The 15587-nt window shown below is 38.5% G+C and carries 17 protein-coding genes and 1 pseudogene; 10 read left to right on the top strand and 8 right to left on the bottom strand.

The features are described from left to right. Nucleotides 1–9 precede the first annotated feature (9 nt). From ACRRSQ_RS00525 to ACRRSQ_RS00515, 3 genes are all read left to right on the top strand, one after another. Nucleotides 10–360 carry a P-II family nitrogen regulator gene (locus tag ACRRSQ_RS00525; RefSeq protein WP_440873737.1) on the top strand — a complete coding sequence of 117 codons (351 nt, stop codon included), beginning with the start codon at nucleotides 10–12 and terminating at the stop codon, nucleotides 358–360. Next, nucleotides 357–755 carry a CBS domain-containing protein gene (locus tag ACRRSQ_RS00520; RefSeq protein ID WP_440873736.1) on the top strand — a complete coding sequence of 133 codons (399 nt, stop codon included), beginning with the start codon at nucleotides 357–359 and terminating at the stop codon, nucleotides 753–755. The genes ACRRSQ_RS00525 and ACRRSQ_RS00520 overlap by 4 nt, the downstream gene beginning before the upstream one ends. Before the next feature lie 128 nt (nucleotides 756–883). Then, nucleotides 884–1159 (top strand): hypothetical protein, encoded by a 276-nt coding sequence (locus ACRRSQ_RS00515; RefSeq protein WP_440873735.1) that lies wholly within the window; start codon nucleotides 884–886, stop codon nucleotides 1157–1159. Between the two features lie 107 nt (nucleotides 1160–1266). Here ACRRSQ_RS00515 and ACRRSQ_RS00510 read toward each other — a convergent pair whose 3' ends face one another. Continuing rightward, nucleotides 1267–1440: a hypothetical protein gene (locus ACRRSQ_RS00510; RefSeq protein ID WP_440873734.1), complete on the bottom strand. Its 174-nt coding sequence runs from the start codon at nucleotides 1438–1440 to the stop codon at nucleotides 1267–1269. Nucleotides 1441–1668: 228 nt separating this feature from the next. On the opposite strand from ACRRSQ_RS00510, the gene ACRRSQ_RS00505 reads away from it, so the two are divergent. Both ACRRSQ_RS00505 and ACRRSQ_RS00500 read left to right on the top strand, forming a co-directional pair. Then, nucleotides 1669–2214 carry a helix-turn-helix domain-containing protein gene (locus tag ACRRSQ_RS00505; RefSeq protein WP_440873733.1) on the top strand — a complete coding sequence of 182 codons (546 nt, stop codon included), beginning with the start codon at nucleotides 1669–1671 and terminating at the stop codon, nucleotides 2212–2214. A gap of 62 nt (nucleotides 2215–2276) precedes the next feature. Next, a complete protein-coding gene (locus ACRRSQ_RS00500; protein WP_440873732.1) occupies nucleotides 2277–2486 on the top strand; it encodes a hypothetical protein in 210 nt (69 codons plus the stop codon). Nucleotides 2487–2652: 166 nt separating this feature from the next. On the opposite strand, the gene ACRRSQ_RS00495 is transcribed toward ACRRSQ_RS00500, so the two are convergent. Beyond that, a complete protein-coding gene (locus tag ACRRSQ_RS00495; RefSeq protein ID WP_440873731.1) occupies nucleotides 2653–5079 on the bottom strand; it encodes a DUF748 domain-containing protein in 2427 nt (808 codons plus the stop codon). A 253-nt stretch (nucleotides 5080–5332) separates the two neighbouring features. On the opposite strand from ACRRSQ_RS00495, the gene ACRRSQ_RS00490 reads away from it, so the two are divergent. From ACRRSQ_RS00490 to ACRRSQ_RS00480, 3 genes are all read left to right on the top strand, one after another. Next, entirely contained in the window at nucleotides 5333–6061 is a 729-nt protein-coding gene (locus ACRRSQ_RS00490) for a hypothetical protein (protein ID WP_440873730.1), read from the top strand. Nucleotides 6062–6065: 4 nt separating this feature from the next. Next, nucleotides 6066–6791: an ABC transporter permease gene (locus ACRRSQ_RS00485; RefSeq protein WP_440873729.1), complete on the top strand. Its 726-nt coding sequence runs from the start codon at nucleotides 6066–6068 to the stop codon at nucleotides 6789–6791. Nucleotides 6792–6855: 64 nt separating this feature from the next. Further along, nucleotides 6856–7458, top strand: a complete 603-nt coding sequence (locus ACRRSQ_RS00480; protein ID WP_440873728.1) for a sulfotransferase — start codon at nucleotides 6856–6858, stop codon at nucleotides 7456–7458. A gap of 206 nt (nucleotides 7459–7664) precedes the next feature. Here ACRRSQ_RS00480 and ACRRSQ_RS00475 read toward each other — a convergent pair. From ACRRSQ_RS00475 to ACRRSQ_RS00465, 3 genes and pseudogenes are all read right to left on the bottom strand, one after another. Next, nucleotides 7665–7886: pseudogene (locus ACRRSQ_RS00475) on the bottom strand (hypothetical protein); the annotation flags it as partial. A 14-nt stretch (nucleotides 7887–7900) separates the two neighbouring features. Beyond that, a complete protein-coding gene (locus ACRRSQ_RS00470; RefSeq protein ID WP_440873727.1) occupies nucleotides 7901–8836 on the bottom strand; it encodes a DUF808 domain-containing protein in 936 nt (311 codons plus the stop codon). Between the two features lie 478 nt (nucleotides 8837–9314). Continuing rightward, nucleotides 9315–9566 (bottom strand): hypothetical protein, encoded by a 252-nt coding sequence (locus ACRRSQ_RS00465; protein ID WP_440873726.1) that lies wholly within the window; start codon nucleotides 9564–9566, stop codon nucleotides 9315–9317. 272 nt (nucleotides 9567–9838) lie between these two features. Here ACRRSQ_RS00465 and ACRRSQ_RS00460 point away from each other — a divergent pair, with 272 nt between their 5' ends. Both ACRRSQ_RS00460 and ovoA read left to right on the top strand, forming a co-directional pair. Continuing rightward, nucleotides 9839–11020, top strand: a complete 1182-nt coding sequence (locus ACRRSQ_RS00460) for a hypothetical protein (protein WP_440873725.1) — start codon at nucleotides 9839–9841, stop codon at nucleotides 11018–11020. 3 nt (nucleotides 11021–11023) lie between these two features. Further along, a complete protein-coding gene (gene ovoA, locus ACRRSQ_RS00455; RefSeq protein WP_440873724.1) occupies nucleotides 11024–13129 on the top strand; it encodes a 5-histidylcysteine sulfoxide synthase in 2106 nt (701 codons plus the stop codon). A 36-nt stretch (nucleotides 13130–13165) separates the two neighbouring features. Here the strand turns inward: ovoA and ACRRSQ_RS00450 are convergent, their stop codons facing one another. The 3 genes from ACRRSQ_RS00450 to ACRRSQ_RS00440 form a co-directional block, all read right to left on the bottom strand. Continuing rightward, nucleotides 13166–13483, bottom strand: a complete 318-nt coding sequence (locus ACRRSQ_RS00450) for a DUF6172 family protein (protein ID WP_440873723.1) — start codon at nucleotides 13481–13483, stop codon at nucleotides 13166–13168. Nucleotides 13484–13581: 98 nt separating this feature from the next. Continuing rightward, nucleotides 13582–14733 (bottom strand): acyl-CoA dehydrogenase family protein, encoded by a 1152-nt coding sequence (locus tag ACRRSQ_RS00445; RefSeq protein ID WP_440873722.1) that lies wholly within the window; start codon nucleotides 14731–14733, stop codon nucleotides 13582–13584. Nucleotides 14734–15013: 280 nt separating this feature from the next. Next, nucleotides 15014–15553, bottom strand: coding sequence for a DUF411 domain-containing protein (locus ACRRSQ_RS00440; RefSeq protein WP_440873721.1), 540 nt, complete (start codon nucleotides 15551–15553; stop codon nucleotides 15014–15016). Nucleotides 15554–15587: the final 34 nt, after the last annotated feature.

Here is a 15587-nt window from a genome sequence, read left to right as displayed (position 1 = left end):
GGAAATCACATGCGTTTTAAATTGATTATTGCGTTTGTTGAAGACGCGGTCACTGAAAAAGTGATGAAAGAAGCAAGACGAGCAGGCGCAACCGGAGCTACGATTATCAATAATGCTCGCGGTGAAGGCATAAAACGTCAGCGTACTTTTTTTGGTATGCAGCTTGAAACGCAAAGAGATGTTCTACTATTTGTTGTAGAAGAGCATTTAGTACGTAAAATTTTGGAACGAATTGCCAAAGTAGCGGGGTTTGATAAAGAACCAGGCAAAGGCATCGCAATTCAGATCAACGTAGAAGACGCTGTTGGTGTTGCCCACCAAGTTGAGCGTTTGAAAGGTAAAATTGAGGAAGAAATATGAACCATAAACTCGTGTTAGTCAAAGATGCTATGAATGAGAATAGCTTTTATTTTGCTGATGGTATGCTAACCGTAGCTGAGGGCATACAAATCGCAAAAGAGCATAACGTCAGTGCGTTAATCATTAATAAACGCCATGATCACGACGAATATGGCATGGTGATGCTATCTGACATTGCTAAACATGTCGTTGCCAAAGACAGATCGCCTGAACGCACCAATCTTTATGAAATTATGGCAAAACCGTTATTGTCTGTGTCGCCAGACATGGACGTACGTTATTGTGCACGTTTATTTGAACAGTTTGGTTTAACGTGCGCGCCAGTCATTCAAAATGAAGAAGTATTAGGTATGGTTGATTATACCCATATGGTACTGGCACAGATTGACGAATAACATATTGGCTATGCTAACTTTTCTCTAATGAAGGTAATTTATTCTAAACTTTTTTACTGGTTTGCCGATTAATTAAACAACAAGCAGCACCACCATTCTAAAAATTGGTCAAAGAGAATAAAAACACCATGCACGTTATAGATGAGTTAGCTAGTTTAAGTAGCCAAATTCAAGCCAAAGAGTTTAATAAAGATCGCCAGCAAAGTCGTGCTCAACAGCAAGTGCGTCAATATAAAGCCGCAAGTCAATTGCCAGCAGCTTCAAACAACACCTTGATTATGCCTACAGAAGATAGACGCTCTGGCAAAGATCGACGTCAAGATAAACAAATAACAGAAAGGCGTTTTGACCCACGAAATCAAAATGACCGCCGAAAATATTCGTTGATATCTTGTCAGGTATAGTGAATAAAACCTTAAAAGCTAGCTTAAGTTTTAACTAAACATTTCCTTGAGATACAAAAAAGGCTTCTTAAGTAGAAGCCTTTTATTTTCAATAATAAAATTATTGATTAAGCAGGAATGTCACATGCTTTTTCTTCAACGATAAGACCTGCGTCAACAGCGTCGATTGCACGTTGGTCATGTGCATTTACAGGACAACCACAAGCGTGATCGCTAGTTGCGTGTAAACGAGCTTGTTCGATGTGCCATTGTGCTACTTTAATGTGTTGTTCAACATTCATTTTATTTCTCCGATAATTAAAACTAGGTTAATGCGCTCGATCTCTGTCGAGTTGACAAATATCAATGATTTGATGCCGCCATTTTAGTTAATATATTAACAATGTCTACAATAATTAGAGTAAATTGACTAATTTACATCATTTTGTTGAAATATTAGAATTGATGCTATATTTGTGATGATATTTTATATACTGTTTATTTATTAACCAACACAATTAAGGTCTGTTATGGCAAACCCTATTAGCGAAGGTATCAAGCGGCTTCGTGCTCAGCATAAGCTAACGCAAACCGAACTCGCCACTATGGCTAAAATTCCTCGAGCCACATTGGCTAATATGGAAGGCGAAAACAGTAACCCGAGTATTTCTTTAGTGTTAAAGGTTGCACAAGCATTAGGGGTTTCAGTGGATGATTTGATCACCAATAAGCCGTCTGTGCACGCCACCGAAGTTTTACGAAAAGACATGCCAATAATGCACTTAGATAATGGCCGGTTTGTCAGTACCAAAACCAGCCCTATTAGCACGCAAAACCTGCAAGTCAACGACATTAGCATGATGCCAAACTGCTACTCTAAAGGCGTACCGCATCCAGAAGGAAGTTATGAATTATTTCTTTGTTTAGAAGGCAGCGCAATGATAGAGATCCAAGGTGAAAAATTTATTATTGAAGCGGGTAATTTATTGTTTTTCCAAGGGCACCTTCCCCATAGTTATGGTAATGAAGGGTTAAAACCCGTGCACGGCATTGCCGTTGTTTATATGGCTAAGTAAGCAAAGAGTTAGATATGAGTTAGATATGAGTTAGATATGAGTTAGCAAAAAGGATTATATACGTGAAACTGATCATGAAAACTGAATTTGATAATTTAAGGCTTAACCCTGCGCATCAATTTGAAACCGACAGCAACGGCGACAAACAAGTGGTAAAAATATACGCAAATGATCTACTGATCGCTAAAAAGGTAAAGTTAAAAAAATCGATAAGGTATTTTGGTGTAAATGGTTACCAGCAATATTTAACTGATGAAGAACAAACCAACTAGCAAAAGACATACTTCAACCATAAATTTAATCATCACGCGTAAAGAAAAAGGAGCTAACTTAGCTCCTTTTTCTGTTTTACTTGGTACTTTTTATTTTGTACGTTTTATTTTGTACGTTGTACTTAGTACTTTTAGCTTTTAACTATTTAATTAAACTAGCCAGCTATTAAGTACCAAAACTGATCCTTGGTTTAGCTTCTTCGGAAAAATCCACTTGTGGTTTACATAATAACAACCTTGAAGACTTTAATTTCTTTTGCTCAACCATATAGTCTTTAAACGCATGAATACGTTGCTCAGAAAGTGTTGCTAATTGCTTGATCTCTTCTTTATTGGTAATTTCTGTGCCTAATGGCTTACCAATATCAGCAGGTGTGGCAATGGCGCAAAGCTTCACTTGCACGTCGTCTTTATCAGTGAGTAACGCTGAAAACTGTGATAAAAATTCATCATGCTGCGCTTGTAGCTCAGTTTCAGTTACAGGGAAAACCAAGTCATTAAAGCGTACTTTTAAGGCAAACTCTCCGGCGGCCAAGGCAATATTCACGACGCTCGCATATGGAACAAAGGTCGTCATTAAATAATCTTTCGCCGCCGACATGGTCGCTTGCTTCACCAATAAGGTCATTAAACCCGATAAACCAAAGTCAGGGCTGCTGACATCACCCGATAAAGGTAGCGACAACTCTACATTACCGTCTGAGTCTTTCAACATGCCTAAAGCAACATTAAATGGCACCGAAGTTTGATCTTTAATTGTGCCGGTTTCATGATCGTCAGCTGCGGTAAATTCAATGCCGCGTAGTAAAACGTCAGCATCACCGTCTAATTCAGTGCCCGTTAAGCTCACGTCTAGTGCCAAATCAAGTTGACCACTTTCAATTTCATGTTGTAAGGCATCTTTAATATAAGGTGAAATACTGGGTAAACTCACCTCTTTAAATGCGCCCTTTAAACTATAAAAAGGCTTGGCCAAGAAGGGTTGTACTTTGCCGCCAAAATCAAAATGTGCATATTTTTCACTCTTACCCACAATTTTAAATAAGCTTTCTAACTCAGGCGTTTGGTTATCAAAGGCGCCAGCGGTTAATTCAGTAATTGTAATGCTGCGTTCAAAAATAGGCTCAACACTGCTGTCTTTAAAGAAAATATGCCCTTCATCGGCAAAACTAAACTGATTAAGTTTTATCGCAAAACTTGGCGTTGCTTTACTTTCTACTTCAAGCGGCTGTTCATTTATTACAGGGGTTGTAGGTTGTTCATCGGCAGTTTCAGGTTCGCCTTCGTCAGTTTCACTAGCCGGCAATTGCACTAGGTTAACCAGGTTTTTGTCACTGTCTAATTGAGCATTTACCGCTAAACCTGATAACTGGATCACGTCAACGGCAACGCCTTTTTCAGAGGCGTTGATTTGCTTAATATTTAATGAGTCAAACCCTGCTAATGCAGGTATTTGGTCAGTAATATTGTCTGAAAAAGCCACCTGTGAAAAATTAATATCAGCAATAGAAACTGTGTTGATTTCGTTGTCTTTTTCAAGGTTAATATCATTGATAGCCAGTGACTCAAGCTGAGCTAATACATTATTTTCTTCTTGATAAAATGCTTTTACTTTCGCGAGTGAGAATTGCAGCATGCCCTCTACCAATGGCACTTTATCTTTAAGTAACGATAAACTTAACGCTTCACTACTTAACTCTTGTTTCGCCAGATGAACGAATAATTCATTTTGGCTAACGGCAACATCTTCTAGGGCAAACAGTAAGTTTTTAAAATCAATAAATACATCTTCACCCGATAGGCTAATTTCATGTTTAGCTTGATAACTTAACAGCCCGTCAAGTTGCTCGATATCTGCTGGTAAAAAGTGCTTAAAACGCGCAAGTTTTACTTTATCTAAACCAAGGTCAACAATAATTTTGCCTGCACCTTGGTTCATGTCTGCTTCAACATTTAATGATAACTTTGACTGATTCACTTCGCTGTCAATCGCAAGCATTAGCTGCTGCTTGATCAAAGTAGCGCCTAAATCACTCAATACTAGCGACTTTAATTTTAAGCGATGAGAATTTTCTTGAACAAATAGCTCAATTGCAGAATTTTTTAGCGTTAACTTTGGTAAGTTTAGACGGTATGGGAACTCGGTTTCAGCTTGACTATTTGGCTCAGCATTTGGTGCTTGGTCAGTCTCGGTAACTTCAGCATTAGCATCACTAACAACAAAACCTGACACTTCAACTAACTCATCATTGGCAGATACCGTTAGATGCAAACCGTCAATAATAAACTCAGAGATGTAAATTTCATCAAAAATAAACTGGTACAAACGCACTTCTAGATCAAGCGTATCTAAAGACGCGACTGGCGTATCTGGTGCTTGTTGCTTGCTTATCGACAGATCTCGAATCGACAAATGTGACAAAAAAGGGTTATAGCGAATACTCGATTGTTCAGCTAGAACCAGCTGCTGGCTAGACAAATAATCACTTAAAAAGTGACGAACAACCGTTGGTGAAATTAACCAAACCAAACTGTAAATAATGAGGTAGATAAAAAACGTTATTTTTATTAATTTTTTAATGCTAGAGAGCATGCAAACTTCCCTTATGTAATACCAATTAACTGCCATTTCAATGTTGTTACAAACACCTTGTTTATAACTATGAGAAAAGACTGGGCAAGTATATCTGCTTACATCAAAAATACCATTACAAATTGGCTACAATTACAGCTAACTTCGCTAAAATGTCGATAACTAAGCCATTTGCTTTGCAATTTCACCGTGAAATAAATACTCTAGCCCCAACGACTTAGTTAAGATTTATCGACTGCAATAAAGAGCACTAATGGCTATTTCAAAAAACACCTTAAAAACGACTCGTAAAGTCCACAAAACACTGGCATACATTCTTGCTATTCAAATATTTTTCTGGCTGTTAGGTGGTTTTATTATGAGCGTGATCCCATTAGAAAAAGTGCATGGCGATCATCTTGTACAAAGGCAACAAGTTAATCCATTTAGCCAAAGCGATTACCTGTATTCACTTGATAAACTCACCGCAAGGCATACAAATGTTGAAGGTATTAGATTTGAGTTTTTTCTTGATACTCCGTTATATCATGTGAAAACATCTGAGCAAGAGTTATACATTAATGCACTTTCTGGTCAAATTTTTATGCCGCCAAATAAAGAGGCGATAATTCAACAAGCAAACAATTATTATCAGCATGATGACAACATCACTAAGGTTGAGCGCTTAGCAAAAGGCCCCGCGGAAGCTGGCAATAAGCCCAACCTTTGGGCAGTTTCTTTTGACGACAGCATAAATAGCACACTCTATTTTTCTCAACAAAGTGGTAAATTCATTACCGTGCGCAGCGATCTGTGGCGGCTATTCGATTTTGTTTGGATGTTACACATTATGGATTATGATGAACGTGAAGATTTTAATAACCCGTTGTTAATCACTTTTGCCTTCTCTGCCCTACTATTTTCACTGTCTGGCATTATATTATTGAGCCAAGGCATAGGTGCAAAGAAACGCCGAATAGTTAAAAAAATAACAGCCAAATAAACTCATGAATTCAACCATTACACCAATAAGTTTAACCGATTTAGCCATTGCTTTTATTCCGGTCTTGTTTGGGCTTTACCTATTATTTAGATGGTCTTTAAACGTAAAACAAGCAAGCTATGCCTTGTTAAGAATGCTGTCGCAATTGTTAATGATCGGCTATGTCTTAAGCTATATTTTTTATTCAGATAACGCATGGCTGATCAGCACCATTTTATTAATGATGGTGCTAATATCGAGTTGGATTGCCCTAGATAGCATTAAAGATAATCGTTTGCCGCTTTTAAAAGGCGCAATAGTTGCGATAACCATTGGCGGCGGCGCAACCTTAATATTAATGACGCAAGGTGTGCTTAAGCTTGACCCTTGGTATCAACCTAAAATACTGATCCCATTAGCAGGGATGATTTTTGCTAATGCCATGAATAGCGTTAGCTTGTCGGCAGAACGCTTAATGTCAGAACTCAACAATAACAACACTTATCAAGTTGCCAGAAACCAAGCACTAAATGCGGCAACTATTCCTATGATCAATTCGCTACTTGCGGTTGGTTTAGTCTCACTGCCTGGCATGATGACTGGCCAAATTCTCTCAGGCGTATCACCACTTATTGCGGCACGTTATCAAATATTAGTGATGTGTATGATATTTTCTTCTTCAATTATTTCGGCGTTTATTTTTCTGGTGATGGCACAAAAAACAACGCTAATACAAAAGCCAAAACCATAAACAAAAGCCAATACTGAAAACCAATACTAAAAACCCAAAAAACACAAAGGATAGCAGTTAACATATGCACACCCCAAAAATATACGTTATCGGTTTACCACGCACGGGAACAACAAGCTTTTGTGTCGCCATGCTCGATTTAGGTTTTACCGTCGCGCACACCGCCTATACTCAAGCGAGCATGGAAAAAGCACAAGTTATTGCCGATACCCCTATTTTTTGTGACTACCAAGAACTAGATCGCACTAACCCCGATGCTAAGTTTATCTACTTAACGCGTGATTTATCTTTATGGCTACCTTCGATTCAACAATTATTGCAACGCATGTTTAAAAATGTGACAAGAAGCGATGGCGGCTTTAACCCGATATTAAAGCGATGCTTCCAAACGACATTCTCGCCTTTAACGCTGGAAAATATCAATAGTACTGATTTTCTAACAAGCTGTTATCAGCGCCACTTTCAACAAGCACAAGATTATTTTAACGACCGACCAAGTGATTTTTTATCACTCGATGTCAGTGAACCTGAAAGCTATCAGCAGTTACTTGAATTCTTGTCACTTGAAAAGCCCGTCAAAACGTTTGAACGAATTAATATCGGCGGCAAAATAACCGCGTGGAATAAAATAAAGCATCCATTAAAAATAGATGCCAATTTAAAATAAAAAGGAAAAAGCTAAGCTGTTACTTCAAAGTTCAACTCAAAAGTTAGTCTTTATTGGCTTGGTTAGCATTATGCTCTTTTTGTGGGTGGTCTTTATCTGGGGGGGACTTTATCTGAGTTATCTAAATGTGAACTCTCTTGACGGTTAGACTGCTCTATTTGACTTTCAAGCAGTTCGCTCTTTAGTTCAGCCTTTTGCGCTTTTTTCTTTATATTTTCACGCTTGACCAGTAAAAACGTTAAATACATCTTAGTGGGTAGCGAAAAAATAAGGCCAAAGGCGATGCAACTAGCACTAATGACCATGCCATTAACGCCCATTTTTTCCGGTAAATTGGCGTACTCTAATAAATAGTGACCTAATAATAATAAACAAAGGCCAATGCCGATAAAAACTTTTAGGATGAATATTATTTTCTCTTCATTCATGAGCAGCTCAACAACTAGTGTGCAGATTTAAAGCGACTAAAAATACTGATAATGCCGACAACGATTAAACCTGCAATTAAGCCTACCAAACCTTCAATAATAATTGCACCAATAGAGTGTGCGTAACTCGCCATTAAAGTCTCTAAGGCATTTTGCAAAGTTAATACGATTTCGTGCAACCAATGTAAATTGTGCACTAAAATACCGCCACCAACTAAAAACATGGCAATGGTACCGACAATTGTTAGCAGCTTCATCATATTGGGGGCAATAATTAGCAGTGCTCGACCCAAAAAGCGCTGAATGGCATTAAATGAACCTGACACTGATTTTCGTAATAGGTACAAACCTAGGTCATCTAATTTAACGATACCGGCAACCAAGCCGTAAACACCAATAGTAAATAATATCGCCAAACTACTTAAAACCATCACTTGTGTGGCAAAAGGTGATTGCTGAACAGTCCCTAAAATTATGACGATAATTTCTGCAGATAAAATAAAGTCGGTTCGAATTGCGCCACGAATTTTATCTTTTTCTAAAGCAACAAGATCAACATTCTCATCGGCAAGTGCTTGAATGTGTTGTTGATGTTCACTTTGGCTATGCTGTTGATGGAAAAATTTATCCAGAATTTTTTCTGCCCCTTCAAAGCACAAAAACAAGCCCCCTAGCATAAGCAACCACATTATTAAGCTTGGCGCAAAAGCGCTGATCAGTAATGCTGACGGCACGAGAATAATTTTATTTAAAAAAGAGCCTTTTGCTACTGCCCATACCACAGGAAGCTCTCGGTTGGCTTTTACGCCTGAGACCTGCTCTGCATTTAATGCTAAATCATCCCCTAAAACGCCTGCCGTTTTTTTAGCGGCCACCTTCGATAATATTGCAACATCATCAAGCACTGCGGCAATGTCATCAATCAAGGTCAATAAACTTGTACCAGCCAATATCTTCTTCCCTTATGAAAATAAAATTACTCAGTTATTCTGAGTTGATTAGAGCGTGCTTATTTTTTGTATATGTCTTTTGCAGCAGTATTTTATGTATTTATACAAGGCTGCATATTTGCAGTATGGTCGTGCCACATAAATTGGCGATTACCTAGCAGAAATTCACAATAAACGCTGTTACTAAGAGCCGCTTTAACGTGGTTTACTCTTTGTTATAACTCATTAATAAAGAATACTATACTTTAATCGCTATGCCTTTGTAACCCTCCCTCCTAATCAAAAAGCCACCTTTAATTCGAACACAATTAATACCGCAAAGCGATACGCACTCGAGAGTTCATTGCGACTGTTTAAGGTAAACTTATCCAAGAAATTTTAAGGTGTTTTTGATGTGTTATTTGATGTGTTTTTGATGTAGAAAGAAAAATGCCGACAACAGCAATGTTGTCGGCATTTAATAATAATAACGTATTTTTTAGCTTCGAATAACAATATTGGCGGCGGTATCTATTTCACCATCATCATCAACCGTGGCGACATTATTGTTGCACAGCATAATGGCTAATTTACCATTATTGGTTGTACGCACATAGGCAAGTTCGTAGCCGAATTGATTTAAGCTCGTTGCAGAAAATTTTTGTGTTATTGAAAGTTTATCCCAGAGTGCTGACTGGTCTGGTGTATAGTGTCTTCTTTCTTGTGATATGGCATTTGAAACAGCTTGCATATACATACTCCTAACAACTGTGGTTTTAAAGTCCTTTTTAAAGCAGGTAACTTTCACCTCCTTTCTTTATCCATACTAGATTAAAACCAAAACAAATGCGAACAATTTTTAATCAACCAATAATTAAAAGCCAAGTCATTTACCAACAAATATACACGGCTTTTTATTTACTTCATTGATTTAACAAGGTTCATTGCTTCTTTAGAAATTTCTCATGTTACGTTAAGCTATAAAAACTAAGTAATGAAAATACCAAGGATTTGCTGAACTTAATGAGCAACGTTGCCCTACTAGCACAACAAGCGATTAAAGCATTTGAGCAATATTTTGCTCAAATGCACATTAAGCCTGTTGTTCATTTTGAACTAGAAGGGGCATATCAACCAATTAAAATTGGGGGCAAATCTCAGCACAATAGCCTGAACTTCACGCAAATCAACCAACAACTGGCGAACCTAAATATTGACGGTGAGCTCAAACCAGAATATTGGCAAAATCAATGGGAATACGTTTCACTCTTTAACGGACAATCGCCTTTAACTGAGGCAAATAACCTAGCAAAAGCAATAAAAGTTTTACCTACACTTTTTCAGCAACAAGGCATTAATAGCATTTTAATAAAGCCTGTCATTTGGTCTGGCGACCAGTCACGTTTATTTACAGGTAGCCAATCTATATTCTCAGCTGACCAACAAGCAGTACATATTCCAAATGCGGTGCAAATCAATATTAGTGCGCAAAATCAGCACGGTGAAAATATCATTCCACACACTAATTTTGGCGAAATATTACAACAGCGATTGATAGCGACCAGTTACTCCTGTTGTTTATTGTTTTTGCCGGAAGAAGAAGCGTTTGAACGACTACGTTTAAAGAATACATTTCAGTTAGATGCTGAGCTTTGCTCACCAAATAATATTTCAGGCGGACACCAAGGTAGTATCGCCTTATATAAAGAATTAGGTAAACACAACCAACCAATGGGACAAGTACCGCTAGTTTACGACAGCAATCATAATATTTTATCGTATAACAACGATTGGCAAGCCACCGCGCGTGTCGAGCATAGGTTGGGAGCATCAAGCATGCATTACTGTCCTTACGTCAATATTTGTTTTGCTCTGGCAAATTTAGCCGACGCTCTCGATATTTTTTTACAACCTTCAACAACGTCCCAAAGCGAAAAAACAACACCTGAACAACATAGAGAAATTGAGCTGCCTCGCTCACTTTATCAACAAGAGCAGTTCATTGGTGCGGTTGAATTATTCCAGCAAGACACATGGTTTGCCCGTCGTATCAATCAAACACTTACCAGCTTAGGTTCAGCGCCGCATGCGCAACTTATCACTCTACCCAATAACTTGGGCAACCTTTTACAGCAAGCAATACTTGCAAAATATGAAAAACCTCAGCTCGTTAACCCACAATACGCTAAAACTTCAACAACGTGAGTTATGAATATGATCACAACCGTTAAAATGCCAACGCTGACAGGTAACGATATAGCGACTAAACGCCAAGAAATTAAGCATTACTTTAATAATAGCTGGGCGCAATATCAGTCACTATTTTCCCTAATAAACCACGATGATGCGTTTTATTTGAAAGCTGAACCATTAAGGCACCCGTTAATATTTTATTTTGGCCATACCGCCACTTTTTATGTGAACAAATTATTATTGGGTAAGTATATTGATCAACGAATAGATCCTCATTTAGAGGCAATTTGTGCGGTAGGCGTTGATGAAATGTCTTGGGATGATTTAGACAGTGCAAACTATGATTGGCCAAGTGTTGACCACGTAAAACACTATCGCGATAAAGTGCATGTCTTAATCGAAAATATAATCGACACCATGGATCTTACCCTGCCAATTAAGCAAAATTCGCTTGCTTGGGTCATTTTAATGGCAATTGAGCACGAACGCATTCATATTGAAACCTCATCGGTGATCATTCGTATGCTACCGTTAGCGTATTTAACAGAAAGTCCGCAGTGGCCAAGCTGCCTAAATTACGATAAAGCACCTAAAAATTCTTTTATTGGCCAAGCCGGGCGAAAAGTTAAATTAGGCAAACCAGACAGTGACAATACATACGGTTGGGACAATGAATACGGTGAAAATATTGTTGAAGTTTCACCTTTTGAAGCATCAACTTATTTAGTTTCTAATCAAGAATACCTTGAGTTTGTTAATGATAACGGATATCAAAACCTTAGTTATTGGTGTGACGAAGGCCAACAATGGCTATCTTATAGCAAAGCGTCTATGCCACGCTTTTGGCAACATCAACATGGCGAGTATTTTCAACGCAACCTGACTAAACTTATTCCCCTGCCCTTAAACTGGCCCGTTGAAGTAAACTACTTAGAAGCCAAAGCTTTTTGCAATTGGAAAGGTCAACAATCACAAGAATTTATTCGTTTACCCACCGAAGCTGAATGGCAACTGCTGCGTGAGAAAGTAAGCGATGATTTGCCAACATGGCAAGTAGTACCAGGTAATATCAATTTGGCTAAATATGCATCATCTTGCCCTATTGATACTTTTAAACACCAAGACCTTTACGATGTTGTTGGCAATGTTTGGCAGTGGACTGAATCGCCTATTAACGCTTTTCCTGGTTTTAAAGTACACCCTTTATATGATGACTTTTCAACGCCTACTTTTGATTCAAGACACAATCTTATTAAGGGAGGCTCTTGGATCTCAACGGGCAATGAAGCGTTAAAACATGCTCGCTATGCATTTAGACGCCACTTCTATCAACATGCAGGTTTTCGCTACATTCGTTCAGAATCAAAAAATATCCCAACAGATATTGTTACGCCATTTGAACAAGATGCCAAAATAGCCAATAAGCTCGCCTTGCATTACCAGCAAGGTTTTGAAGGGATCCCTTCGTTATTTAAACAAGCGATTGTTGCCATTGACAATGCAAAAGCGCACTTTAACACTGATCGTGCACTTGATCTTGGCTGTTCTGTCGGTGGTGCAACATTTGAGTTAGCTCAACTATTTGAGCATGTTGATGGCATAGACTTAACCGCTCGCCATATTCAACACGCATTAGCATTTAAAGAGCAGAAAATTTTACGTTACGCACTGCCCACCGAAGGGGAGTTGCTTGACTACCATGAATTGTCATTAACAAAAATGCCCTACGCTGACTATGTTCAGCAAGTGCACTTTTATCAAGGTGATGCCTTGAATTTAAAGCCCCAATTTAGCGGTTATGATTTGATATTTTCAGCGCATTTAATCGATAGCATAGCCGAACCACACGCACTGATTAATGTCTTACAGCAAAAGCTTAATCCCGGCGGTGTACTCGTGCTTATTACGAATTACCAAGCAGACCAAACCCTAGTAACTAATGCATTAGGTGGCTACAAAATAAATGGGGAGAATTTTACCCGTAAAGATGGTTTACAAACATTATTGCTAAAACACTTTAAGCCAATTGCATCAGAAGAAATCAATTGGCTTAAACGCGTAAATGCACGTCACTTTATTTACAATAAAAGCGAGTTATCTATATGGAAGAAACAACGTTAATGACTTAAAAATAAAACGTTATTGTTGAAGATGGGGTTATTCTTCAGTTTCTTCAGTTTCGTCAGTTTCTTCAATAAAGCGTCTAAAGCCCGGTTTTGCGATGACTTCGACGTAAAATGATGTGTTTCCATCGGTAACGGCTTGATCGATAGATTTATTTATAACACTTACATGTACCGTTTCAGCTGCTGCTTCAGTTAAGCCAAATTTACAATCGAAGTCCCAAAAGTCGGCACCTTCAACTAGCGCTTTGTTACGCTCACGTTTTAGGTACTTTTTTATTTCGTGCTTTATAGCGTCTACACGGCGAGCAACTTTAATTTTTTCGTGGTTCAGATCAAATGTTTTTTTCATGATTAGCCTTAAACATTATTGGGGCAGATGATATTGCGCGCAGTCTACGCGAAATATCACCTCACTACGAATGAAAAAACAGAAAAGTACCTGTTAGGTTACAATTTACCAATTAAATCGCGAGCAATTATTTCTTTCATTATTTCAGAAGCACCGCCATAAATTCGCTGAACACGTGCATCTAGGTAGTACCTTGAAATCGCATATTCTTGCATATAGCCATAACCACCAAACATTTGCAGTGCAGTATCAACCACCTCACATTCCATTTCCGTACTTGAATATTTCGCCATGCTTGCTTGCGCTGTGGTTAACTCTTTCTCTGCTAGCAATAATTTGTAAGACTCGATCATTACCCGATGTAAGGTCACTTTAGTTGCCATTTCGGCCAGTTTAAATCGAATGTCTTGCAAGTTAGCCAGAGGTTGGCCAAACGCTTTGCGCTCTTTAACATAATCAAGTGCTAGCGCCAAAGCGCCTTCAGCATGTGCTGTTGCACTACACGCTAATGAAAGTCGCTCTCTGGGTAGTTCCGTCATTAGACCAACAAAACCTCGGTCAACTTCACCAAGTAAGTCATCTTCGCTGACAAACACGTTATCTAAGAACAGCTCAGACGTATCAGCGGCATGTTGTCCTATTTTATCTAAATTTTGTCCGCGGCTAAAACCTTCTGCATCGCCGTCAACCAAAAATAATGATAAACCTTTTGCCGTAGGCACACTTAAATCAGTTCTTGCGGCAACTATGTATAAACTTGAATTTTGCCCGTTAGTAATGAAGGTTTTAGAACCATTAATTAACCAGCCATCACCACTTGGTTTGGCGGTGGTTTTAAGCCCTTGCAAATCGCTACCAGCGCTAGGCTCTGTCATGCATATTGCGCCAATACACTCACCGCTTGCCATTTTAGGGAGGTATTTTTGTTTTTGCTTTTCAGTACCTGCGTTTAATACATAATGTGCGGCAATATCAGCATGGACAATAACACTGCATGACAGCGCAAAATAACCGGCACGCGCTAATGTTTCCGCAACCACCATGTTAAAGTCGTAACTTACGCCAAAACCGCCATACTCTTCAGGCAGGTCGCAACATAACAACCCTTCTTGTCCCATTTTTGTCCATACTGTTTTAGGTACAAGTTTTTCCTGCTCCCAAATATGGTAGAAAGGAGCAATTTCTTGCTCAATGAAACGTTCAACCGTTTCTTTAAAAATATTCAGCTCTGCTTGCAATTCACTTCTCATGACAGCTCTCAGCAATGATGACAGTTAAGTGAGCACGCAAAGCGTCACCTAACGTTAACGTAAAGGATAATGAACTTTACCACATTCGCTTTGTAAACCTCATCCGTTGTTATTATTGAATATAGAAAACAAGTGTATAGATAAATTGCCACTGTATTGTTAGTGACAATTTATCATAGGCATGAACACGTCATAATAAAATTAAGCTGTCACTTATTACTAAGTGACAAAAGGGATTTAAATGTGGAAATGACTAGGGTCTGTTGATCTTTCGTGTTTATTAAAATTGCTGCTGGTAGCTATCAACTTGGGCATAAACCTGCGCTGAACCATCGGCCATTAACACTAAAATTTTATATGGCATGAACTTATCTTCCACTTCCATTCCTGGTGAGCCTACCGGCATTGCAGGAACAGAAAGACCAAGTACATTGTCGTGATGCTCTTGTGCTAAAAACTGCTGAATGTATTTTGCTGGCACGTGCCCTTCAAAAACATAACCTTCTTTGGAAATTGCGGTATGGCACGACTGAAAACGCGGCTCAATTTTTTGCTTTTCTTTAATAAGTGACATGTTGTTATCGTCAATCACTTTTGATTGCAAACCACTTTCTGATAAATGGTCGATCCATTTCTGACAACAACCACAGGTTGGGCTTTTATAGACAGTTAATTTAGCGACATGTTCTGAATCTAAGGTTGCATCATTAGCCTTGGCAGAGTTTTCGCTATTTGATTGCGCCACGTCAGAACATGCGAATAAAAACACCGTACTAATTGTGATAATTGTGGCTTTAATATAAGAAGATAAAATCGACATGAATAATAATTCCATTAATTCAAAAGGAGCTTTA

Source organism: Thalassotalea sp. PLHSN55, assembly GCF_052030545.1.
Taxonomy (GTDB): Bacteria; Pseudomonadota; Gammaproteobacteria; order Enterobacterales; family Alteromonadaceae; genus CANMXU01.
This window is presented reverse-complemented; position numbering and strand designations above follow the sequence as displayed.